Source organism: Peribacillus sp. TE19612 (assembly GCF_056279465.1).
In genome coordinates this window covers 150,814-173,654 of record NZ_JBWCCL010000006.1, presented here as the reverse complement: position 1 = coordinate 173,654, position 22,841 = coordinate 150,814, and the positions used below count along the sequence as shown (strand labels likewise).

General features: G+C 43.5%; 24 protein-coding genes. All 24 read left to right on the top strand.

Annotation, left to right across the window (positions count from 1 at the left end):
- Positions 1–7 precede the first annotated feature (7 nt).
- Positions 8–670, top strand: a complete 663-nt coding sequence (sdaAB, locus tag ACZ9AO_RS12770) for an L-serine ammonia-lyase, iron-sulfur-dependent subunit beta (protein WP_034313754.1) — start codon at positions 8–10, stop codon at positions 668–670.
- Positions 671–707: 37 nt separating this feature from the next.
- Positions 708–1,592 (top strand): L-serine ammonia-lyase, iron-sulfur-dependent, subunit alpha, encoded by an 885-nt coding sequence (gene sdaAA, locus ACZ9AO_RS12765; protein ID WP_048684931.1) that lies wholly within the window; start codon positions 708–710, stop codon positions 1,590–1,592.
- The gene (gene recG / locus ACZ9AO_RS12760; protein WP_054396921.1) at positions 1,589–3,640 is read left to right on the top strand and encodes an ATP-dependent DNA helicase RecG; all 2,052 of its coding nucleotides are present in this window, start codon (positions 1,589–1,591) and stop codon (positions 3,638–3,640) included. Before sdaAA ends, recG begins: the two co-directional genes overlap by 4 nt.
- Before the next feature lie 118 nt (positions 3,641–3,758).
- Entirely contained in the window at positions 3,759–4,316 is a 558-nt protein-coding gene (gene fapR, locus ACZ9AO_RS12755) for a transcription factor FapR (protein ID WP_034313744.1), read from the top strand.
- A gap of 23 nt (positions 4,317–4,339) precedes the next feature.
- Positions 4,340–5,326, top strand: a complete 987-nt coding sequence (gene plsX / locus ACZ9AO_RS12750) for a phosphate acyltransferase PlsX (RefSeq protein ID WP_476109191.1) — start codon at positions 4,340–4,342, stop codon at positions 5,324–5,326.
- A gap of 27 nt (positions 5,327–5,353) precedes the next feature.
- Complete coding sequence (gene fabD / locus ACZ9AO_RS12745) at positions 5,354–6,301, top strand: ACP S-malonyltransferase (RefSeq protein WP_034313737.1); 948 nt, start codon at positions 5,354–5,356, stop codon at positions 6,299–6,301.
- Positions 6,298–7,041, top strand: a complete 744-nt coding sequence (fabG, locus tag ACZ9AO_RS12740) for a 3-oxoacyl-[acyl-carrier-protein] reductase (protein ID WP_053534365.1) — start codon at positions 6,298–6,300, stop codon at positions 7,039–7,041. Before fabD ends, fabG begins: the two co-directional genes overlap by 4 nt.
- 57 nt (positions 7,042–7,098) lie before the next feature.
- Positions 7,099–7,332, top strand: coding sequence for an acyl carrier protein (locus tag ACZ9AO_RS12735; RefSeq protein WP_034313729.1), 234 nt, complete (start codon positions 7,099–7,101; stop codon positions 7,330–7,332).
- Positions 7,333–7,592: 260 nt separating this feature from the next.
- Positions 7,593–8,336, top strand: coding sequence for a ribonuclease III (rnc, locus tag ACZ9AO_RS12730; RefSeq protein ID WP_251539082.1), 744 nt, complete (start codon positions 7,593–7,595; stop codon positions 8,334–8,336).
- A gap of 20 nt (positions 8,337–8,356) precedes the next feature.
- Complete coding sequence (gene smc, locus ACZ9AO_RS12725) at positions 8,357–11,920, top strand: chromosome segregation protein SMC (protein ID WP_476109189.1); 3,564 nt, start codon at positions 8,357–8,359, stop codon at positions 11,918–11,920.
- Positions 11,921–11,947: 27 nt separating this feature from the next.
- Positions 11,948–12,964 (top strand): signal recognition particle-docking protein FtsY, encoded by a 1,017-nt coding sequence (gene ftsY, locus ACZ9AO_RS12720; protein WP_034313721.1) that lies wholly within the window; start codon positions 11,948–11,950, stop codon positions 12,962–12,964.
- 216 nt (positions 12,965–13,180) lie between these two features.
- Positions 13,181–13,513 (top strand): putative DNA-binding protein, encoded by a 333-nt coding sequence (locus ACZ9AO_RS12715; RefSeq protein WP_034313718.1) that lies wholly within the window; start codon positions 13,181–13,183, stop codon positions 13,511–13,513.
- An 11-nt stretch (positions 13,514–13,524) separates the two neighbouring features.
- Positions 13,525–14,865, top strand: coding sequence for a signal recognition particle protein (gene ffh, locus ACZ9AO_RS12710; protein WP_034313716.1), 1,341 nt, complete (start codon positions 13,525–13,527; stop codon positions 14,863–14,865).
- 152 nt (positions 14,866–15,017) lie between these two features.
- Positions 15,018–15,290 carry a 30S ribosomal protein S16 gene (gene rpsP / locus ACZ9AO_RS12705; RefSeq protein WP_048684918.1) on the top strand — a complete coding sequence of 91 codons (273 nt, stop codon included), beginning with the start codon at positions 15,018–15,020 and terminating at the stop codon, positions 15,288–15,290.
- Positions 15,291–15,303: 13 nt separating this feature from the next.
- A complete protein-coding gene (locus ACZ9AO_RS12700) occupies positions 15,304–15,534 on the top strand; it encodes a KH domain-containing protein (protein WP_048684915.1) in 231 nt (76 codons plus the stop codon).
- A 221-nt stretch (positions 15,535–15,755) separates the two neighbouring features.
- Entirely contained in the window at positions 15,756–16,142 is a 387-nt protein-coding gene (locus tag ACZ9AO_RS12695; protein WP_034313711.1) for a YlqD family protein, read from the top strand.
- Between the two features lie 10 nt (positions 16,143–16,152).
- A complete protein-coding gene (gene rimM, locus ACZ9AO_RS12690; protein WP_476109188.1) occupies positions 16,153–16,671 on the top strand; it encodes a ribosome maturation factor RimM in 519 nt (172 codons plus the stop codon).
- Positions 16,671–17,405 carry a tRNA (guanosine(37)-N1)-methyltransferase TrmD gene (gene trmD / locus ACZ9AO_RS12685; protein ID WP_251538940.1) on the top strand — a complete coding sequence of 245 codons (735 nt, stop codon included), beginning with the start codon at positions 16,671–16,673 and terminating at the stop codon, positions 17,403–17,405. The genes rimM and trmD overlap by 1 nt, the downstream gene beginning before the upstream one ends.
- 130 nt (positions 17,406–17,535) lie before the next feature.
- Positions 17,536–17,883, top strand: coding sequence for a 50S ribosomal protein L19 (rplS, locus tag ACZ9AO_RS12680; RefSeq protein WP_034313702.1), 348 nt, complete (start codon positions 17,536–17,538; stop codon positions 17,881–17,883).
- 219 nt (positions 17,884–18,102) lie between these two features.
- Positions 18,103–18,663, top strand: a complete 561-nt coding sequence (lepB, locus tag ACZ9AO_RS12675) for a signal peptidase I (RefSeq protein WP_063231882.1) — start codon at positions 18,103–18,105, stop codon at positions 18,661–18,663.
- 17 nt (positions 18,664–18,680) lie between these two features.
- Positions 18,681–19,553 (top strand): ribosome biogenesis GTPase YlqF, encoded by an 873-nt coding sequence (gene ylqF / locus ACZ9AO_RS12670; protein ID WP_048684908.1) that lies wholly within the window; start codon positions 18,681–18,683, stop codon positions 19,551–19,553.
- Positions 19,554–19,708: 155 nt separating this feature from the next.
- Positions 19,709–20,491: a ribonuclease HII gene (locus tag ACZ9AO_RS12665; protein WP_476109233.1), complete on the top strand. Its 783-nt coding sequence runs from the start codon at positions 19,709–19,711 to the stop codon at positions 20,489–20,491.
- Between the two features lie 12 nt (positions 20,492–20,503).
- Positions 20,504–22,426 (top strand): hypothetical protein, encoded by a 1,923-nt coding sequence (locus tag ACZ9AO_RS12660; protein ID WP_476109186.1) that lies wholly within the window; start codon positions 20,504–20,506, stop codon positions 22,424–22,426.
- Positions 22,423–22,695 carry an EscU/YscU/HrcU family type III secretion system export apparatus switch protein gene (locus ACZ9AO_RS12655; RefSeq protein ID WP_251538944.1) on the top strand — a complete coding sequence of 91 codons (273 nt, stop codon included), beginning with the start codon at positions 22,423–22,425 and terminating at the stop codon, positions 22,693–22,695. The genes ACZ9AO_RS12660 and ACZ9AO_RS12655 overlap by 4 nt, the downstream gene beginning before the upstream one ends.
- The last annotated feature ends 146 nt before the right edge of the window (positions 22,696–22,841 follow it).

Here is a 22,841-nt window from a genome sequence, read left to right as displayed (position 1 = left end):
GCTAATCATGAAATTTAGAAGTGTATTCGATATAATTGGTCCTGTTATGATCGGCCCCTCTAGTTCCCATACAGCAGGAGCTGCAAGGATCGGTAGGGTTGCCAGGAATTTATTCGACCGGGAACCAAAATGGGCCCATATTTCTTTTTACGGATCGTTTGCCAAAACCTATAAAGGCCATGGAACGGATGTAGCCATTGTAGGAGGCTTGCTTGATTTTGATACATTTGATGAGAGAATCAAAGAATCGCTGGAAATAGCACGCAAAAAGAAAATGAAAATTACATTTCGAGAAGAAGAGGCAGTACCGGAACATCCCAATACAGCAAAAATAACAGTTGGTGATGATGATGGTGAACTGGAACTTGTCGGAATATCGATAGGCGGGGGAAAGATCGAAATCGTCGAATTGAACGGGTTTAAATTGAGGCTTTCCGGGCATAACCCTGCCATACTCGTCGTTCATGATGATCGATTTGGTGCCATAGCCAATGTTTCAAACATATTAGCCAAGCATCAAATCAATATTGGCCAAATGGAAGTCTCCCGAAAAGAGAAAGGGCAGATGGCCTTGATGACGATTGAAGTGGACCAAAACCTGGAGGATCACGTCATAGCTGAAATTACAGCACTCCCCAATATCACTCAAGTAGCAAGGATTGTGGATTGATAGAGCAATCGTTTCCACTTAGGAAGGAGAAGAAATCATGTTTCGAAATGTAGCGGAATTAGTAGAATTAGCTGAATCAAAGCAGAAAAAAATTTCAACGCTGATGATAGAGCAGGAAATGGAAGTAACGGGAAAAAGCCGTGAAGAAATCATCCGCCAGATGGGAGTCAATCTGGATGTAATGGAACAGGCAGTTGAAAAAGGACTTCAAGGTGTACGGTCCGTTTCCGGCCTGACGGGAGGGGATGCAGTCCTTCTTCAGAATTACATTAAATCCGGAAACTCCTTATCCGGTGAACTGCTGTTGGATGCGGTAAGCAAAGCCGTGGCAACAAACGAAGTGAACGCAGCCATGGGAACGATTTGTGCGACACCGACTGCCGGATCTGCTGGTGTTGTGCCTGGTACCCTTTTCGCTTTGCAAAATAAATTAAAACCGAATCGGGAACAGAAAATTGAGTTCCTATTTACAGCAGGGGCGTTTGGTTTTGTAGTAGCGAATAATGCTTCTATCTCTGGAGCCGCAGGGGGCTGTCAGGCGGAGGTCGGTTCTGCTTCGGGTATGGCGGCGGCAGCCATCGTTGAAATGGCAGGAGGGACACCGGCACAAAGTGCAGAAGCGATGGCAATCACATTAAAGAACATGCTTGGTCTTGTGTGTGATCCTGTTGCTGGGCTTGTGGAGGTGCCTTGTGTGAAACGTAATGCCATGGGTGCAGCCAATGCCATGGTTGCAGCAGATATGGCTTTAGCGGGTATCACAAGCCGCATACCGTGTGATGAAGTAATTGATGCGATGTATAAAATCGGGCAAACGATGCCATCTGCTCTTAGGGAAACTGCACAAGGAGGTTTAGCGGCTACACCGACTGGGCGGGAGTTGGAAGCGAAAATCTTTGGCTTACCGCTAAATAAGAAGTGAACTCGACTTTACGCGAACCCATTACCGCAGTAAAAGGCATTGGGGCCGAAACGGCAGCAGCTTTGGGGGAAATGGAGATCCATACCGTCGCGGATCTCCTTGAGCACCTCCCATATCGCTATGAAGATTACCGGTTGAGGGATTTAGAAACGGTCGAGCATGATGAACGGGTTACTGTAGAAGGCAAAGTTCATACAGTACCCACGTTAGGGTACTTCGGAAAGAAAAAATCCAGGCTCACGATTAAAGTTTTGACTGGGAGATATTTAATAAATGTCATTTTTTTTAACCAGCCTTATCTGAAGCCGAAGCTTGCGATAGGCGAAACCGTAACGGTAACGGGAAAGTGGGATCGTCATCGCCAAACCATTACAGGCTCGGAATGCCATGTTGGTGATCGAAGCCGGGAGAAAGAGTTCGAACCGGTGTACTCAGTGAAGGGCAGCATTACTGTCAAAGGGCTCCGCCGCTTTATCTCCAATGCATTTTCTGAATATGGGACAATGATAGAAGAAAATCTGCCCCCGCAATTATTGGCGGCATACAAACTGATGCCGCGTAATGATGCTCTTCGTACCATGCATTTCCCTCAATCGGCCAATGAGGTGAAGAAGGCCCGACGCCGTTTTGTGTATGAAGAATTTTTATTGTTTCAACTTAAAATGCAGGCACTTCGTAAAGTGCAGCGGGAGCAGTCAAAAGGAATAGGCCAGGAGTTTGACATGGAGCGGCTGGAAGCCTTCGTTGAAACCCTCCCTTTTCCTTTGACGAACGCTCAGAATAGGGTCGTTGAGGAAATAATGAATGACATGAAATCTCCCTACAGGATGAATCGTTTGCTTCAAGGGGATGTCGGGTCTGGGAAAACGGTGGTTGCCGCCATATGCCTGAAGGCGACGATTACAGCAGGTTTCCAAGGTGCACTTATGGTCCCCACGGAAATCTTGGCTGAGCAGCATACACAATCCCTGAAAGCCATGTTGGAACCGAGTGGAGTAAAGGTCGCATTGTTGACAAGTTCGGTAAAAGGCAAAAAGCGCAAGGAACTATTGCAAATGCTGGAATCCGGGGAGCTGGATCTTTTGATAGGAACTCATGCATTGATTCAAGATGAAGTGAATTTCCGGAACTTAGGTCTTGTCATAACGGATGAACAACATCGTTTCGGAGTGGAGCAGCGCCGCATCCTTCGAGAAAAAGGTACCAATCCAGATGTACTTTTCATGACGGCTACACCAATTCCGCGAACTCTCGCAATTACAGTGTTTGGGGAAATGGACGTCTCGACGATCGATGAAATGCCTGCCGGGCGTAAAGCGATAGAGACCTATTGGGCGAAACACCAAATGCTTGATCGGATCTTATCCTTTGTCGAAAAGGAACTAAAGAAAGGGAGACAGGCTTACGTCATCTGTCCATTGATTGAGGAGTCGGAGAAACTCGATTCTTTACAGAATGTTCTTGATGTTCATGCAATGCTGACACAATACTTTGCGAACAGGTACAAAGTGGGTCTTATGCATGGACGTCTGCCCGCGGATGAAAAGGAAGAAGTGATGCAGCAGTTCAGTGCCAATGAAGCGCAAATCCTTGTTTCCACGACGGTCGTCGAGGTTGGGGTGAATGTTCCAAATGCAACGGTAATGGTCATTTATGATGCGGAGCGCTTTGGACTTTCACAGTTGCACCAGCTACGCGGAAGGGTTGGACGGGGGAGCGATCAGTCCTTTTGCATCCTGCTGGCTGATCCGAAAACGGAAGTCGGCAAAGAGCGGATGAAAATCATGACTGAGACAAACGATGGTTTTGCCCTTTCCGAAAAAGATTTGGAACTCCGTGGACCCGGGGACTTCTTCGGTAAAAAACAAAGCGGCCTTCCCGAATTCAAGGTAGCCGACATGGTCCATGATTACAGGACCCTTGAAGTGGCAAGGATGGATGCAGCAAAATTGATTGCATCCCAAAGCTTTTGGCATTCCCCGGAGTATGCACCTTTGCGGGACTATTTAGAGGGAACGGGAGTATTTACGGGAGAAAAGCTGGACTGAACCCAATAAAAAACCAATAGCAGATTGTGAGATTTTACGCAATATCTTGCAATCTGTTTTTAAAATATATATACTACTATTAGTACCTAGTCATAATACTACGGATGGTGACCTTCAAATGCGAAGAAATAAGAAGGAACGCCAGCAATTATTAATCGAAACGATTAAACAGAATCCTTTTGTAACGGATGAGGAGCTGGCTGAAAAATATTCGGTGAGCGTCCAGACCATTAGGCTTGACCGTCTTGAATTATCGATACCGGAACTGCGTGAACGGATTAAAAGCGTGGCCGAGAAAAAATTCAGTGACGAAATCAGGGCATTGCCTTTGGATGAAATCATCGGGGAAGTAATTGATCTTAATTTAGATGATAATGCAATTTCGATTTTGGATATAAATAAAGAGCATGTCTTTAAGCGGAATGGAATCGCAAGGGGACATCACCTTTTTGCCCAAGCAAACTCATTGGCTGTGGCAGTCATAAATGATGAATTGGCATTAACTGCGAAAGCATCCATTTTATTCACTCGTTCTGTAAAGGAAAATGAAAGAGTGGTAGCTAAAGCGAGGGTTAAAAACGTGGACCACACCAACGATCGTTCCGTGGTGGAGGTTAGAAGCTACGTAGGTAATGAACTGGTTTTTAAAGGCGAGTTCGAAATGTATCGCTCTTAACTTGCTAGTAAAGGATGAAAAAAATGAAGATAACAATAGATGCAATGGGTGGCGATAATGCTCCCAAGGCACAGGTTTTGGGAGCAATGAAAGCTGTCGAGGCTTTTTCCGATGTGGAAATTACCTTGATAGGCAATGAATCCGAGATTAACCAATACTTAGCGAAGCATGGCCGAATAAGGGTTATACATACTGATGAAAAAATATTAAGTACCGATGAACCTGTTCGTGCGGTTCGCCGCAAGAAAAGCGCATCGATGGTATTGGCTGCACAGCAAGTGGCTGACGGAGAAGCGGACGCATGCATTTCTTCAGGCAATACGGGGGCGCTAATGGCTGCAGGTTTGTTTGTGGTCGGAAGGATAGAAGGCATTGAACGTCCGGCATTGGCTCCCACCCTTCCGACGATCGATGGCAAGGGTTTTGTATTACTGGATGTAGGCGCGAACTCCGATGCGAAACCGGAGCATCTCCTTCAATTCGCCATAATGGGGTCTGTTTATGCCCAAAAAGTGCGGGGAATCGAAAAGCCCCGTGTCGGATTACTTAATATCGGAACAGAAGAAAAAAAAGGGAATGAACTGACTAAGCATGCCTTTACATTACTGCAGCAATCATCGGAGATATCCTTTATAGGTAACGTAGAGGCAAGGGACCTCCTAAACGGGCCGGCGGACGTTGTCGTGACGGACGGCTTCACGGGAAATATGGTGTTAAAGACGCTGGAAGGTACTGCTATGGGCGTATTCAAAATGGTGAAAGCTGCCTTGATGAGCAACCTCAAAAGTAAGTTGGCTGCATCAATGGTAAAGCCAGAACTAAAAGTCATAAAAAATAAAATGGATTACTCGGAGTATGGCGGTGCTGGCCTCTTCGGTTTGAAGGCCCCTGTCATTAAGGCGCATGGTTCTTCAGATGCGAATGCGGTCTATAATGCTATACGCCAGACTCGCGATATGGTTGGAAATGACGTCATATCGACAATTGCGGAGACAATAGAAAAACAATAATAAATCATAGAGGCAGGGGAGTAACAGATGGGTAAAATTGCTTTTGTCTTTCCAGGACAAGGATCACAATCAATAGGAATGGGGCATGGCCTATTTCAGGAAAAAGAGCGTGCTCAGCAAATTTTTCGATCAGCAGATGAAAAACTTGATTTTCCGCTTACGGAATTGATCTTTAATGGCACACAACAAGAATTAACGGTGACTTATAATGCACAGCCAGCCTTATTGACTACGAGTTATGCTTTTGTCAAGGAGTTGGAAGAAGCGGGAATCAAACCCGATTATACTGCCGGGCACAGTTTAGGTGAATATACGGCATTAGTGGCATCTGGTGCAATTTCTTTTGAAGATGCCGTATATACAGTGCGTAAACGCGGTGAATTCATGGAAGCTGCGGTACCGAATGGTCAAGGCTCAATGGCTGCGATTTTGGGAATGGACCGTGAAGCTCTATCTGAAGTCACTTCTGAAATTACGGCCACAGGTGAATCCGTTCAATTGGCCAATATTAATTGTCCAGGGCAAATCGTCATTTCAGGCACCTCCGAAGGGGTTAAACTTGCAAGTGCAAAAGCCAAGGAAAATGGGGCTAAACGGGCTCTTCCTCTTGAAGTGAGCGGACCGTTCCATTCTGAATTAATGAAACCGGCAGCAGAAAAGTTACAGGGTGTCCTTGATGAAGTAAGCTTCAAACAGGCAGAAATTCCTGTCATTTCAAACGTAACGGCTAAGCCCATTACAGCACCTGCCGAAATAAAAGAAAAATTAATCGAACAGCTGTATTCACCGGTCCTTTGGGAGGACAGTGTGAAAAATCTACTTGAATTGGGCGTGGATACGTTCATCGAGGTTGGCCCAGGGAAAGTGTTGGGCGGATTGATAAAGAAAATTGATCGTTCCGTTCAAATTCATTCGGTATCCGATATAGATACTCTAACTAAAACAATTGAAACATTGAAGGGGGTACAAGCATGATCCTCGAAGGTAAAAAAGCACTTGTAACGGGAGCATCACGAGGTATTGGCAGGGAAGTTGCATTGGAACTTGCCCGTCAGGGAGCAGACGTTGCCATTAACTATTCCGGCAGTGAGGCAAAAGCGAATGAAGTGGTTGACGAAATCAAGGCATTGGGCCGGAAAGCATTCGCCATCCAATGCGATGTTGCAAATAGTGAATCAGTGACAAGCATGATCAAAGAGGTGGTCGAACAATTTGACAGAGTGGACATCCTGGTTAATAATGCCGGCATCACACGTGATAACCTATTGATGCGCATGAAAGAAGATGAATGGGATTCTGTGATCAATACGAATCTTAAAGGCGTGTTCCTATGCACCAAAGCTGTTACAAGGCAAATGATGAAGCAGCGCAGCGGCAGGATCATCAATATGGCATCGATAGTCGGCGTCAGCGGAAATGCAGGGCAGGCTAACTATGTAGCGGCTAAAGCAGGTGTCATCGGTTTGACTAAAACGACGGCAAAGGAACTTGCATCAAGAGGCATTACGGTCAATGCGATTGCCCCAGGTTTCATCTCAACGGATATGACTGGGGAATTGCCTGAAGACGTCCAAAAAGCCATGCTGGACCAAATTCCGCTTGCACGTTTCGGTGACCCTAAAGATATTGCTGCAGTGGCGTCTTTCCTTGCTTCCGATGCAAGCAAATATATGACTGGGCAAACTCTTCATGTAGATGGCGGCATGGTCATGTAAGTTTTCTTTGATTTTTTTCGAAATTAATTTATAATGTCTTGAGGGGAGGTGAACACATTGGCAGATGTATTAGAAAGAGTAACTAAAATCGTTGTAGATCGTTTGAACGTAGAAGAATCAGAGGTAAAACTTGAAGCTTCTTTCAAAGAAGATCTTGGTGCCGATTCCCTTGATGTAGTTGAACTAGTCATGGAATTCGAAGACGAGTTTGATATGGAAATTTCGGACGATGACGCTGAAAAAATCGCCACAGTAGGTGATGCTGTGAATTACATACAAAGCACTATGTAATGAATTGTCATTTGACTAAAAGCTCCGTTTTTTAACGGGGCTTTCTCTTATTGCTTAAAGAAGTTTGATTCAGCGGCAGATAACGGAATGAGCATGTTCACGTGTATGCTCCGCCTGCATGCAGTGTCTTTTGCCTTTAGTTTTCTTTAAGCGGATAATCATGTATGATGGTACATAGGGAAGCTTGACAGGAATTCCTGCCAGGTTTCTTTTTATATATTGGAAAAATATGCTTTTTGAACCGTGGAGGGTTTTGTGTGATGCGTAGGAACGGAAATAATCGTAAACCATCAATCAAGGAAAATAAATTCAAACAGTTGCAAGAAAATCTGGGTTTTCATTTTAAAGATGAAAACTTATTGAAACAAGCTTTTACACATTCATCTTATGTGAATGAGCATCGCCGTAAGCCTTATGAAGATAATGAAAGGCTTGAATTCTTGGGGGACGCTGTACTTGAACTGACCATCTCTAAATACTTATATCAAAAATATCCGATGATGAGCGAAGGTGAACTTACCAAACTAAGGGCAGCCATTGTGTGTGAGCCTTCACTTGTTGCTTTTGCCAATAGCCTTACTTACGGGGAATATGTATTACTCGGAAAAGGGGAAGAAATGACAGGTGGAAGGGAACGCCCTGCCATGCTTGCGGATGTATTCGAAGCCTATATTGGTGCTTTGTACCTTGATCAAGGATTAGAGCCAGTTGTGCAGTTTTTGACGAATGTCGTGTTTCCGAAGATAGACGAGGGTGCTTTTTCTCATGTGATGGATTATAAGAGCCAGCTTCAGGAGCTGATCCAGCGCGATGCCATCGGTGTCCTGCAATATAAGATCTTGCAGGAAAAAGGACCGGCCCATAATCGGGAGTTTGTTTCGACGGTCTCCCTGAATGGGGAAGAACTTGGCTCTGGAATAGGAAAGTCCAAAAAAGAAGCGGAGCAGCATGCAGCCGAGCATGCATTGATCGTTTTAAAAGAAAAAAATCAACAAGATAGTTGAACAGTAGAGGGGGAAAGGTCATGTTCCTCAAACGTTTGGACGTTGTAGGATTTAAATCTTTCGCAGAGAAAATTTCGATAGATTTTGTACCTGGTGTCACGGCAGTGGTTGGACCAAACGGAAGCGGTAAAAGTAATGTGACCGATGCAGTCCGGTGGGTCCTTGGAGAGCAGTCTGCGAAATCACTGCGTGGAGCAAAAATGGAAGATATCATCTTTTCGGGAAGTGACACGAGGAAAGCGTTGAATTTTGCGGAAGTATCATTGACCCTTGATAACGAGACCAATTCCCTGCCGATCGACTTTCATGAAGTCAGTGTGACAAGGCGTGTATATCGATCGGGAGAAAGTGAATTTTTCATTAATAATCAAGGTTGCCGTCTGAAAGACATCATAGACCTTTTCATGGATTCCGGTCTTGGGAGAGAAGCGTTTTCCATCATCAGCCAAGGGAAAGTGGAAGAAATCCTTAGCAGTAAGGCTGAAGAAAGACGAGTGATTTTTGAAGAAGCAGCCGGTGTCCTGAAGTATAAAACGAGAAAACGAAAAGCGGAATCGAAGCTGACGGAAACACAGGATAACTTAAACCGTGTCCATGATATCCTCCATGAATTGGAGGGGCAGGTGGAGCCGTTAAAAATTCAGTCTTCCCTCGCCAAGGAATTTTTGGCGAAGAAAGACGAGCTAGAGCAAATAGAAGTGGCTTTAACCGTTTATGAAATTGAAGAGCTTTATGAAAAATGGGAAAAACTATCACAGGAACTTGAAAAACATAATGAAATGGAACAGCAAATGGCAGGACAGCTTCAGGACAGGGAAGCGCATCTCAAAAAGTTAAGGAATAGTCTTGCGACGCTTGAGACATCGATCAATGGCCTTCAGGAGATTCTCCTGAATGCCAGCGAAGAACTTGAAAAGCTTGAAGGCCGTAAAGAAGTTTTGAAAGAACGGAAAAAAAATGCCGCCCAAAACAAGTCACAGCTGGAAAAAGCGATTGTGGAAGGTGAGGCTGCTGTCGAGCGTTTGTCTTTGCAAAAGGAAAGAGAAACGGAAATCCTGCATGCACTGAACTTGGAAGTGAAAGGGATTTCTGAAACCTTACATGAAAAACAAAAAAGCCTCGGTCTATTCAATAGTGATATCGAAGCGGTGATCGAAGCGAAAAAGAGTGACTATATCGAGTGGTTGAACAAGCAGGCCTCGGCCAAAAACGAAAAACAATACCTGCTTCAGCAGCTTGCGCAGCAGGAACATAAAAATGCAAAACTTGATATGGAAAATGAAAAGTTCTTAACTGAAAGAATGGAAATCACTGCTAAAAAAATGGAATATTCACAGCTGATGGACAATATGACCAAGCAGCTTGAAGAGCATGTCACTTATTTCCGAAATCAGCAGAATAAATTGAATGCGGCAAAAGATACGTATCAAAAACAAGAAACCACCCTTTATAAGGCCTATCAATTCCTTCAACAGGCTAAATCGCGTAAGGAACTGCTTGAAGAAATGGAAGATGATTATGCAGGCTTCTTTCAGGGTGTAAAAGAGGTTTTGAAAGCGAAAGAAACCCTTCGAGGCATTGAAGGGGCAGTTGCGGAATTGATAAAGGTTCCAAAGGAATATGAAACGGCCATTGAAACGGCTTTGGGCGGAGCGATGCAGCATGTTGTCGTGGAACGCGAAGAGCATGCCCGGGAAGCCATTTCCTTCTTGAAGAAAAATAGGTATGGGCGTGCGACTTTCTTGCCTTTATCAGTCATAAAGGCAAGAGAGATATCAGCTAACCAATTATCGATGCTGAAGAGCCATTCAGCTTTTGTAGGGACTGGTTCCTCATTGATCCAATATGATGATAGGCATGCAGCGATTGCTGAAAACCTATTAGGAACAGTGATTATCACCACAGATTTAAAAGGGGCAAATGACCTGGCGAAAATGATGCAGCACCGTTTCCGCTTCGTAACACTTGAAGGGGATATCGTCAATCCAGGTGGTTCAATGACTGGTGGAGCCTTAAAGCAAAAAACGACCTCCCTGCTTTCAAGGAAAACGGAATTGGAGGAGCTCCAACAAAAACTTGCTGCCATGGAAGTCAAAACGAATCAGCTTGAAAAGCAAGTCAAACAGCTCAAAGTGGATGTGGGTGTTCAAGAGCAAACGCTTGAACAAACCAGAAAAACGGGAGAGAGACTTCGATTACAAGAACAAACCCTTAAAGGGGAACTCCGTGAAGTGGAGCTTCAGGAAAGAAATGTGAATGAACGGCTGCATCTTTACGATTTGGATAAAAATTCATATTTAGAAGAACAACAGCAAAAAACGGCAAGACTTGAAGAGCTGGAAGAACTTTTGGAATCATGTAAATCGGAAATTGAAGGTCTGGACCGGTTGATTTCCGAAATGACCGAACAAAAGCAATCACAACAATCTTCAAAAGAGAGTCTTGCTGAAGAAACGAATGAACTGAAGGTAATGCTCGCTTCCAAGCGTGGCCAGCTGCAAAACCAAAAAGAGAAGATGGAACGCATTGAATCGGATCTTTCTAAGGAATCAAGCAGGCTTGCTGAAAACAAAGATGATTTAGGGCTCCTGACCAATGAAATGACAGACAGTTCAAGCGGGGAAGAGTCCCTGGAAGATATGGCTCAGCAGAAATTGCTCGATAAAAATGGAGCAATTGAAGGAATCACCATAAAAAAACAGGAAAAAAACGAGCTTCTAATGGAAGTTGAAACGCTCGAACTGTCCTTGAAAGAAGAAAATCGACTTTATAGAGGCATTGTCGAAGTGATAAAGGATGAAGAAGTGAAATTAACTCGTCTGGATGTCGAACTGGAAAATCGCCTCGACCACTTGCGAGAAGAATATACCCTTTCCTTTGAAGGTGCTAAAGAACAGTATCCATTGATGATGCCTGCCGACGAAGCTCAAAAAAGGGTGAAGCTCATCAAGCTTGCAATCGAGGAACTGGGGACGGTGAATTTAGGTGCAATTGATGAATACGCACGTGTAGCTGAACGCTATGAATTCCTTCTTAGTCAAAAGGAAGACCTTCAACAGGCGAAAGATACATTATTCCAAGTCATCGATGAAATGGATGATGAAATGAAACGCCGCTTTGCTGATACTTTCTATTCGATCCGTAAAGAATTCGAACAAGTCTTCAAAGCTTTATTTGGCGGAGGCAGAGCGGAGCTGAAACTGACGAATCCTGATGATTTGCTAAATACAGGGGTGGATATCATTGCACAGCCTCCCGGAAAAAAACTGCAAAATTTGAGCCTCTTATCCGGCGGAGAACGAGCATTGACAGCCATAGCCCTTTTATTCTCCATTCTAAAAGTGCGTCCTGTTCCTTTCTGTATCCTTGACGAAGTCGAGGCAGCGCTAGATGAGGCGAATGTCGTCCGGTTCAGCCAATTTTTAAGAAAGTTCAGCAGGGAAACGCAGTTCATCGTGATTACACACCGCAAAGGCACGATGGAAGAGGCAGATGTCCTATACGGCATTACGATGCAGGAGTCAGGCGTCTCCAAACTTGTTTCCGTCCGGATGGAAGAATCAGAAAACTTTATGGAAGTTTAAAATTCATGAATTAGAGGAAGTGGGACAATGAGTTTTTTCAAAAAGTTAAAAGAGAAATTTACTACTCAGGAAGAAAAAGAAAAATCAGTTGAAGCAGAAGTATCCATTGGGGAAAAATTCAAACAAGGTTTGACAAAGACGAGGAATTCCTTTACTGGAAGGGTTAATGAACTTGTTGCCCGTTATCGGAAAGTGGATGAGGACTTCTTTGAAGAACTTGAAGAAATCCTGATACAGGCTGATGTAGGCTTTGATACTGTGATGGAACTGATTGATCAATTAAAAATGGAAGTCAAGCTTCGCAATATCTCTGATACGAGGGAAGTGCAGTCCGTTATTTCCGAAAAGCTTGTTGAAATCTACCAAGGTGATGATGAAGCGACTTCTAGCCTGAATATACAAGAAGAAGGTTTGACGGTCATTTTGTTTGTAGGGGTTAATGGGGTAGGTAAAACGACGACCATTGGTAAACTTGCCCACAAATTCAAAACAGAAGGAAAATCTGTCGTATTGGCTGCAGGGGATACCTTCCGTGCCGGTGCGATTGAACAACTTGAGGTTTGGGGTGAGCGTGTCGGTGTCAGTGTAATCAAACAGGGTGAAGGCTCTGACCCAGCAGCTGTCATGTTCGACGCCATTCAGGCCGCCAAGGCACGAAAAGCGGATATCCTTATCTGTGACACTGCCGGTCGCTTGCAGAATAAAGTGAATTTAATGAAGGAATTGGAAAAGGTGAAACGTGTAATTGAACGTGAAGTACCAGGTGCACCACACGAGGTGCTGCTTGCCCTTGATGCGACAACTGGGCAGAATGCCCTTATCCAGGCCAAGACATTCAAGGAAGCGACAAATGTTTCCGGTATTGTTTTAACAAAGCTTGATGGCACCGCAAAAGGTGGAATTGTTTTGGCGATTCGCAATGAATTGGCCATTCCCGTTAAATTTGTCGGGCTAGGTGAAAAAATGGATGATCTACAGGAATTCGATGCCGAGAAATATGTTTATGGCCTTTTTGCTGATATCATCGATAAAGAAGAGGTTTAAGGGAAAATTGTAAGCCGGAAGAGTTCATTCTCTTCTGGTTTTTTTACCATGATAATTGGAGGACCAATTGAAGAAAGGTCCAAAAAAGAAGCGGAAAATGAAAAAATAATGCTTTGCAAACACGTGGTAAGGAGTTTAACTTGACATCAAATAAACAAGGCTTTACAATATTAACTTGTAAAGGGTTTTCACTTAACAGCAGGGAGGCTTGCTAAGATGCTTGAAAAGACAACGCGGATTAATTATTTGTATGACTTTTACCAATCGTTGTTAACAGAGAAGCAGCAGAGCTACATGTCCCTCTACTATCTGGATGATTACTCTCTTGGCGAGATTGCCGATGAATACGAAGTCAGTAGGCAGGCAGTCTATGATAATATAAAAAGAACAGAAGCGATGCTTGAGGAATATGAAGCAAAGCTATTGTTATTTCAAAAATTTCAAGAGCGTAACCAGTGGATTGCGAATATGAAGGGACTCATAGAAAAGGAATCCTTTTCAAAAGAGAAGCTGCTAGATGCAATCACAACGCTTGAGAAGTTGGATTAGGAGGCGGCAATATGGCATTTGAAGGATTGGCCGACCGACTGCAGAGCACGATGCAAAAGATCCGTGGAAAAGGGAAGGTCAACGAAGCGGACGTTAAAGAAATGATGCGTGAAGTTCGATTGGCCCTGCTTGAAGCGGATGTTAACTTTAAAGTCGTGAAGGATTTTGTAAAACGTGTCAGTGAACGTTCGGTAGGTCAGGAAGTGCTGAAAAGCTTAACCCCCGGTCAACAGGTAATTAAAGTAGTTAAGGAAGAATTGACTGAGCTGATGGGCGGCGAACAGAGCAAGATTGCCGTTGCCTCGAAACCACCGACTGTCATTATGATGGTAGGTCTTCAAGGTGCTGGTAAAACGACGACCACCGGAAAGCTTGCCAATCTTCTTAGAAAAAAATACAACCGCAAGCCATTGCTCGTTGCGGCTGATATTTACCGTCCGGCGGCGATTAAGCAGCTCGAAACACTTGGCAAACAATTAAGCATGCCTGTTTTCTCCCTTGGGGACCAGGTCAGCCCTGTTGAAATTGCCAAACAGGCAATTGAAAAAGCTAAGGAAGAACATCATGACTATGTGTTGATTGATACCGCAGGCCGTCTTCATGTGGATGAAAACTTGATGGGCGAACTGAAGGATATCAAAGAGTTGACAAAACCTGATGAAATCTTCCTGGTTGTCGATGCGATGACAGGTCAGGATGCGGTCAATGTAGCCCAAAGCTTCAATGAACAGCTAGGCCTGACAGGAGTCGTATTAACAAAACTTGATGGGGATACACGTGGTGGTGCGGCACTTTCAATTCGTTCAGTCACCGACACGCCGATCAAATTCGTCGGTATGGGTGAAAAATTGGATGCACTTGAAGCGTTCCATCCAGAGCGGATGGCGTCAAGGATCCTCGGCATGGGTGATGTATTGACCCTTATCGAAAAAGCACAGGCCAATGTAGATGAAGAAAAAGCGAAAGAATTAGAGAAAAAGATGCGTACCGCCACTTTTACCTTTGATGATTTCCTTGATCAGCTTGGTCAGGTGCGGAATATGGGACCGCTTGATGATATTCTGAAAATGATTCCCGGTGCGAATAAAATGAAAGGGATGGACAACCTTCAGATCGATGAGAAACAGATCGGTCATGTTGAAGCTATCATCCGTTCAATGACAACGCATGAAAAGGAACATCCGGAAACCATGAATGCATCCCGCAAGAAACGGATTGCAAAAGGAAGCGGCAGATCGATTCAAGAAGTGAACCGTCTACTGAAGCAATTCGAAGAAATGAAAAAGATGATGAAACAGGTCACGAACATGCAAAAAGGAAAGAAAAAGGGATTCAAATTCCCGTTCATGTAAGGTTTATTTCAGGTTTAAACTGAGGCGAATACGGGTCGAAGCCATGTATCTCAACACTTTTTTTACCTGTTAAGAAAAAAACCTTTACAAACATGCAAGACATTTGATATTATACTATCTTGTGTGAAACTATTCGGAGGTGCTTATTTAAAATGGCAGTAAAAATTCGCTTAAAACGTATGGGAGCTAAAAAATCTCCTTTCTATCGTATTGTAGTTGCAGATTCTCGTTCACCACGTGACGGACGTTACATTGAAGTGGTAGGAACTTATAACCCGGTTGCTCAACCAGCTAAAGTTGAAATCAACGAAGAGCTTGCTCTTAAATGGTTACAAGATGGAGCTAAACCATCTGATACAGTTCGTAACTTATTCTCTACACAAGGCATCATGGAAAAATTCCATGTTGCAAAAAACAGCAAGTAATCGACGGTAGTTGATGAAAGCACTTATTGAAACGATTGTTTCAGCACTTGTGGATTATCCGGAAGAGGTCATCGTGACCTCCAAGGAAGAATCCGACCGGATTGTTTATATCCTCTCCGTTCATAAAGAGGATATGGGCAAGGTGATCGGTAAACAAGGGCGTGTTGCTAAGGCGATTCGGACTGTGGTATATGCAGCAGGATCTTCACAGCAGAAGAAAATCTATTTGGAGATTTCCGAATAAGGAGGGTTAATACCCCTCCTTTTTTTGTACTTCAAGAAAGTGAAATTTCGACTTGGATCCTAATTGAATAGACCCGGACTTTAAACTTTACGCCTTTTTAAGACGCATCTTTTACCGATTTACGTTATACTTAAGAGAATGACCCCCATTTCAAAAAGATTACCCCATCATACATATTTTTTGAAGGAAATAAGAAATCATAGATAATAGGAGGTGCTGGAATGAAAATTCTCCAAAATGTAATCGTTAACCAAGTATTAACGGAATCCAGCAAGAATCAGCTCCTCGAGAAATACAAGTCAAAACGCCTTCAGCTTCAAAAAGAGAGTGAACAGCTTCGCTTTGAACTGAAAAAACTTGAAAAAACAAGAACTCTCCAACCTGCTAGTCTCCGTGCTCATTTTGAAAAAGAAATAAACCAGAGGCAAGAAAAAATTAAACTGCTTGAATTTCAAATGGAGCAGTTGGAGATCCTTCCCGCAGGTAGTGAATTGAAGGAACGGGAAGTTCAAAGTATCATTGATGTGGAAATTGGGGCAGATTGGGACGAAATCATGGCAACGAAGACCATTGTCATAAAAGATGGAATCGTCTCGGAAATTCGTTAGAGGTGAAAGAATGGAAAAATGGTTTAATGTAGGTAAAATTGTCAACACACATGGTCTTTTAGGAGAAGTCCGTGTGATTTCTTCAACAGACTTTCCAGAAAAACGGTACAAAGTTGGAAATACTCTGTATCTGTTTAGGGACACGGAGAAAAAAACCTTGCCCCTTATCATCAGGTCGCATCGCACCCATAAAAACTTTAACCTATTGACGTTCGAGAATTATTATAACGTCGGACAGGTTGAGGCATTTAAAAACGGGGTCCTGAAAGTGAAGGAAGCACAGCTTGGTAAATTGGACGAAGGTGAGTTCTACTTCCATGAAATCATCGGCTGTTCGGTATTTACGGATGAAGGAATGGAAGTTGGGGAAATCGTTGAGGTTCTTACGCCTGGTGCCAATGATGTTTGGGTCATTAAGAAAGCTGGCAGTAAGGACATCCTGATCCCGTATATTGAACAAATTGTTAAAGAAGTGGATATTTCCGCTAAAAGGGTAATCATTACACCGATGGAAGGACTTTTAGACTGATGAAAATCGATGTGCTTTCGCTTTTTCCAGAAATGTTCGAAGGGGTATTTGGTTCGTCAATCTTAAAAAAGGCTGCGGAAAAGCAGGCTGTGAGCTATAAGGTGACCAATTTTCGAGATTATGCAGATAATAAGCATTCGACGGTAGATGATTATCCTTATGGAGGCGGTGCCGGAATGGTATTAAAGGCACAGCCGATCTTTGATGCTGTGGAAGCTCTTAAAGAGCAAGGGGAGCTAACCCCAAGGGTAGTCCTCCTTTGTCCCCAGGGAGAGCGTTACACGCAGAAAAAAGCCGAAGAGTTTGCTGAAGAGGAACATCTCATTTTCATTTGCGGGCATTATGAAGGGTATGATGAGCGCATCCGGGAGCATGTCGTAACGGATGAAATATCTATTGGTGACTTTGTGCTTACAGGCGGGGAATTGGGCGCAATGGTCATTATTGACAGCGTTGTTCGCTTGCTGCCGGGCGTTTTGGGAAATGTTGACTCCCCGATCCTTGATTCCTATTCTTCTGGTTTGTTAGAGCATCCCCATTATACTAGACCTGCAGATTTCCGGGGGATGAAAGTTCCCGATCCGCTAATATCCGGGAATCATAAAAAAATCGATGAATGGCGGATGAAGGAATCTCTGCGCAGAACTTGGATTCGACGTCCGGATTTGCTCGATAGTTATGAACTATCGGAAGTTGAAAAAAAATTATTGTCCGAGATTAAAAAAGAAGACTGATGTCTATTGCATCGACGTTTAGAGTATGATAGGATATACCTTGTGACTTGGGCAAAATGCTCAGTCTTATAACGATGTTCCGCTGCAAACAATAAGTATTTGCAAGAGCGTCCAGGAGGAGTTGAAATCGATGCAAAATCTTATTAACGAAATCACAAAAGAACAACTTCGCTCAGATCTTCCATCATTCAGACCTGGTGACACAGTACGTGTACACGTAAAGGTTATTGAAGGAACTCGCGAACGTATCCAGTTGTTTGAAGGCGTTGTAATCAAACGTCGTGGCGGCGGAGTTAGTGAAACTTTCACAGTGCGTAAGATCTCTTACGGCGTTGGAGTAGAACGTGCTTTCCCTGTTCACACACCAAAAATTGCGAAACTAGAAGTTATCCGTCACGGTAAAGTACGTCGTGCGAAACTTTATTACCTACGCGAACTTCGTGGTAAAAAAGCACGTATTAAAGAAATTCGTCGTTAATTTTTCGAATATCTTCATGCGGGTTTACCATGATCCACATAAGGTGAATAACCAAACAGTATCATGCAAAAAAGGGAGCTTGTTTATCAGGCTCCCTTTTTGCACTTTAAGAAACGATATGAATGCACATAGGGTGAAAGCTATATAGAATCCTGCTCGCTATAGCGTCCGCAACATGTTAAAATAATTGTTGATATGCTTCAAAAAGGGTGGGTAAGGATGGCGAAAAAGAAAAATGAATTGTGGGAATGGACAAAGGCGGTCATAATCGCGGTTATAGCGGCGACGCTGATTCGTTATTTCCTCCTGGCTCCTATTGTTGTGGACGGTAATTCCATGATGCCGACATTAAAGGATACGGACCGCATGATCGTTAATAAAATCTCCTATTCGATTGGCGAACCCAAAAGATTCGACATTATCGTTTTCGAAGCTCCAGAAGGCAAAGATTACATAAAGCGGGTCATCGGATTGCCAGGGGAAAAAGTGGAATATAGAGATGATACTCTTTACGTGAATGGAAAAGCTTATGATGAGCCATACTTGGATGAATATAAAGAACAATTGATTGATGGCGGGGCTTTGACGGAACCTTTTACATTAAGTGATGTCATAGAACAAGGAACGGTGCCTGAAGATCACCTATTTGTCCTGGGGGATAATCGCCGTTTCAGCAAGGATAGCCGCCATATTGGTGTAGGTGTCGTTCCTTACGATAAAGTGTTAGGAAAAACTAAATTAGTTTATTGGCCGATCGAAGACTTTCGATTGGCGGAATAGTAGGAAGGTGGATTCCATTGACAATACAGTGGTTCCCTGGCCATATGGCCAAAGCAAGACGGGAAGTAACAGAGAAATTAAAACTGATCGACATCATCTTTGAACTTGTGGATGCCCGGATTCCGGCATCTTCACGAAATCCGATGATCGACGAAATCATTCAGCATAAACCGAGGGTCATCCTTTTGAATAAAGCTGATATGGCCGATCCGGCAAAAACGAATATGTGGCTGGAACATTATAAATCGCAGGGGAAAACGGCGATTGCCATTAACTCACAGGCAGGAAACGGTTTAAACCAGATTACAGCTGCATCCAAAAATCTTTTAAAAGAAAAGTATGAGCGGATGGAATCAAGAGGAATAAAGCCGAGAGCGATCCGTGCCATGATAGTCGGCATTCCTAACGTGGGGAAATCGACTTTAATCAATCGACTTGCCAAAAAGAACATTGCCAAAACAGGAAATACACCTGGAGTCACTAAAGCGCAGCAATGGATAAAAGTGGGTAAGGAATTGGAATTGCTCGACACGCCGGGGATTCTCTGGCCGAAATTCGAGGATCAAGAAGTAGGTTTGAAGCTTGCGTTGACAGGTGCGATCAAGGATACGATTTTAAACTTGCACGAAGTCTCATTATACGGCCTTCGCTTTTTGGAAAAAGAATACCCGGAAAGACTGAAATCCCGTTATAACCTGGATGTAATTCCACAGGAAACGCTCGAATTGTTCGATGCTGTCGGAAAGTTCAGGGGCTGTTTAGCATCTGGGGGCTTCATCGATTATGACAAAACCGCAGAGTTGGTCGTACGTGAAATCCGTTCAGAAAAGATGGGCCCGCTTACGTTCGAGGTTCCTTCGGATTATGAAAAGGATGATATCCCCGAATAAGATTAACATTGACTTGAGTGTTGTAATACGGAGCTGGAGTTGGATGTCGAAAAGATTTTTTCTTTTTGATGTCTCTTTTCCGCTCCGTATTTTTGTCTGAACTGTAGAAAAGAAGCAAGACTGCCGATAATTAAAATGATGGGTGATAAAAGATGATAACTGCAATGATCATTAAGGAAATCTCCTTAAAGTTAAAGACGATAAGAGAGCCGGAAGATTTATTTTTACAGAAATGCCGGGAGGACGGACGGAAGGGAGTAACCGACTTAGTAAACAAATGGCAAAGAACTTATGAAAAAGAACAACAGGTAAGGGATGCTTTCACGGAAATGACAGAGTTTGAAAGGCAATTACGGAAACAAGGGTTTTCCATTCTCGCTGGCATCGATGAAGTGGGAAGAGGACCTCTTGCAGGACCGGTTGTGACAAGTGCAGTCATCTTGCCTGATTCTTTTTATTTGCCAGGGCTTAATGATTCTAAAAAGATTCCGGAGTCAAAAAGGGAACAGTTTTATGAGATGATTTTTAAGGAAGCGATATCCGTAGGTGTAGGTGTTGTACATAGCGAAGTAATTGATGAAATCAATATATATCAAGCTACGAAAAAGGCAATGGTGGCTGCAGTGAACGATCTGTCAGAACTTCCGGATCATTTGTTGATCGATGCGATGGAACTGGATGTGCCGATTCCCCAGCTTTCGCTCATAAAGGGGGACGCAAGAAGCATTAGCATCTCTGCGGCATCCATAATAGCCAAGGTGACTCGTGATAGGATGATGAAGGAATATGGTGAAAAATATCCGGAATATGGTTTTGAAAAGCACATGGGTTACGGGACAAGCCAACATTTAGAAGCGCTCGACATACACGGGCTTACACCTTGGCATAGAAGAAGTTTTGCACCAGTTAAGGAAATCGCTGCACGAACGAAGGAATAAGGGGGGGGATGAGTGGTGCAATCCATAAAAAGCAGTCAACCCGTAGCTTCACCCATTGAAATAAAAGGAACTGCGAGTTTGAAAAACGGGCAAATCCTTTTCGGGAAGGTGAATAAGTTTTTTCGTAACCAAACGGCCGAGGTACAGGTTGGCCATCAAAAAATGGTTGCCACTCTTGATATCCCGCTTCGTACAGGAGTGAAGTATTGGTTTCAAGTGCAGCAACCAATTGAGGGGTGTGTCGTGTTAAAAGCTTTAGATTCCCCCAATTTGAACGTTTCTGGCTTAAAGGGAACAGTTGCACAATTGATCGCTCACCTCGGCATAAAACCTGAACCTGCCGCAACCAAGCTTGCCGAATACCTGCTGACAAACCGCCTTCCGATAACCAAGGAAACTTTTCAATCCGCTTTGCAATGGTTAAAAGCTGCTGATGCTGCAGAAGTTGGTCTGCCTGTAATAAAAACAATGTTCATTCAGCAACTGCCTTTTGTAAAAGGTGTATTTGATGCATTATTTACGCAGTCCAAAGGTGAACCTTTCCACAAACTCCTCAGTGGCTTCAGGCAGCAGCTGCAGGATGGTGGGGCAGTAACGAGGACTGCTTCCAAGCTAATGGAGGTATTGGACTCTTTACATGTTGCCAAACAGAACCAGTTTCAACAAATCGGTTTACAAAAACTTGTGACCGCTTGGCTGGATTCCGATTCAACGCCAGAAATGAAATCCGGGGCATTTTCCCTGCTTCAAAAGACGGGTTTCGTTCCAAAGGGAATGACGGAATCCGTCTTTCTGGAAAGTTTAATGGATGGAGCTGAGGTTAGGTCCGGTATTCCTAAAAATTCAGCGATTGATAAATTACACCAAGGATTTCAGTTGCTTTCCGCTGCTAAAGGCGGAGCATTTGCACAAGTTGAAGAAATCGAAATGGCTATTAACCGCATATTGAATAGTCATGATCATGAGAAGGCAAAACTGCCGATTGATATCCACTCGATGCAGAGAAAAAACATTTCTGCAGAAAAACTTACCCCTCTTGCCTTTCATTTACTCCAGAATGCTTTTGCCGAAGCGATAGCTACAAAGGCAGTAGACGGAAAAATTGAAGTGAATGACCTTATAGGCTACTTGAATAAGGACACAGAGCAAGTAGCTGAGTCGAAGGGTAAAGCTGCTGAATTACTGTTTCGGTCGCTTAATAAGCCTTCTGAGGCCCAATACGCTAGGATTAATGAGAAGCTGGTCCTTTCACATGTATTGTCAGCTGATTTTCAAACAATCGATTTCACCCATGGAACTTCTGTCGCACACCAACTGAAAGAAATGACCAAGATCCTTGGACTCCAGCTGGAACATGCACTCATTAATCTTCCAGGAGATGATTTGGCGGATTTCCCCAATGATTTAGAGACACTTAAACCGCTGCTGCTTAAATTGCTGAATGAGCAAATTCCGGCAGCTATCAAGGAAATGGCAGAACAAATCCTGAATCGGATTACTGCGCAACAGATCCTTTCACAGGAAAACGGGCCGATTCAGAATTTACTCCTTACACTTCCACTCAATCTGGGATCTACTAGAACGGATCTGACGTTACAATGGAGCGGAAGGAAGACAAAAGAAGGCAAAATAGACCCGGATTACTGCCGAGTCCTATTTTATTTAGAATTGGAGCACCTTGAAGAGACGGTCATCGACATGCAGGTTCAAAACCGAATCATAAAAGTGACGGTCATCAATGGGCATGGTGCAACCCTTGAAGAGGCAGCCGGTCAATATCTTGACATCCTGAGAGAGAATCTTGGGAAAATGGATTACAGATTATCAGGAGTTTCGTTTGTAAATCCCGTATATGAAAAAGAGCGGGACCTTAGGGGGGAACCGATTCCTTTTACAGAAGCAGGTTCATATAGTGGAGTGGATATTCGAATATGATAAATGATAAACGAAAAGAAGCCATTGCTTTAAAGTATGATCAAAAGACATCCAAAGCGCCCGTCATATTGGCCAAGGGGAAAGGGAAATCGGCTGAAACTATTATGGAAAAGGCCATGAAACTCGATATACCGGTCCAAAGGGACGAATCGCTTGCTGCACTTTTAGGTCAATTGGATATTAATCAAACGATTCCTGAAGAATTGTATGGAGCTGTTGCAGAGGTATTTGCATTCATTTATAAAGTTGACAAGGACATGAATCGGTAGGAGACTACCCATCTGGTTTCACCAAAGGGTTTCTGTTGGTTTATGTAGAATATTAGGGAAATTACTGACGATTTTTCATTATATTAAAAAAATACTAAACTATTTGTTAAAGGACAAGGCGACAGGGCTTTGTCCTTTTACTTTTC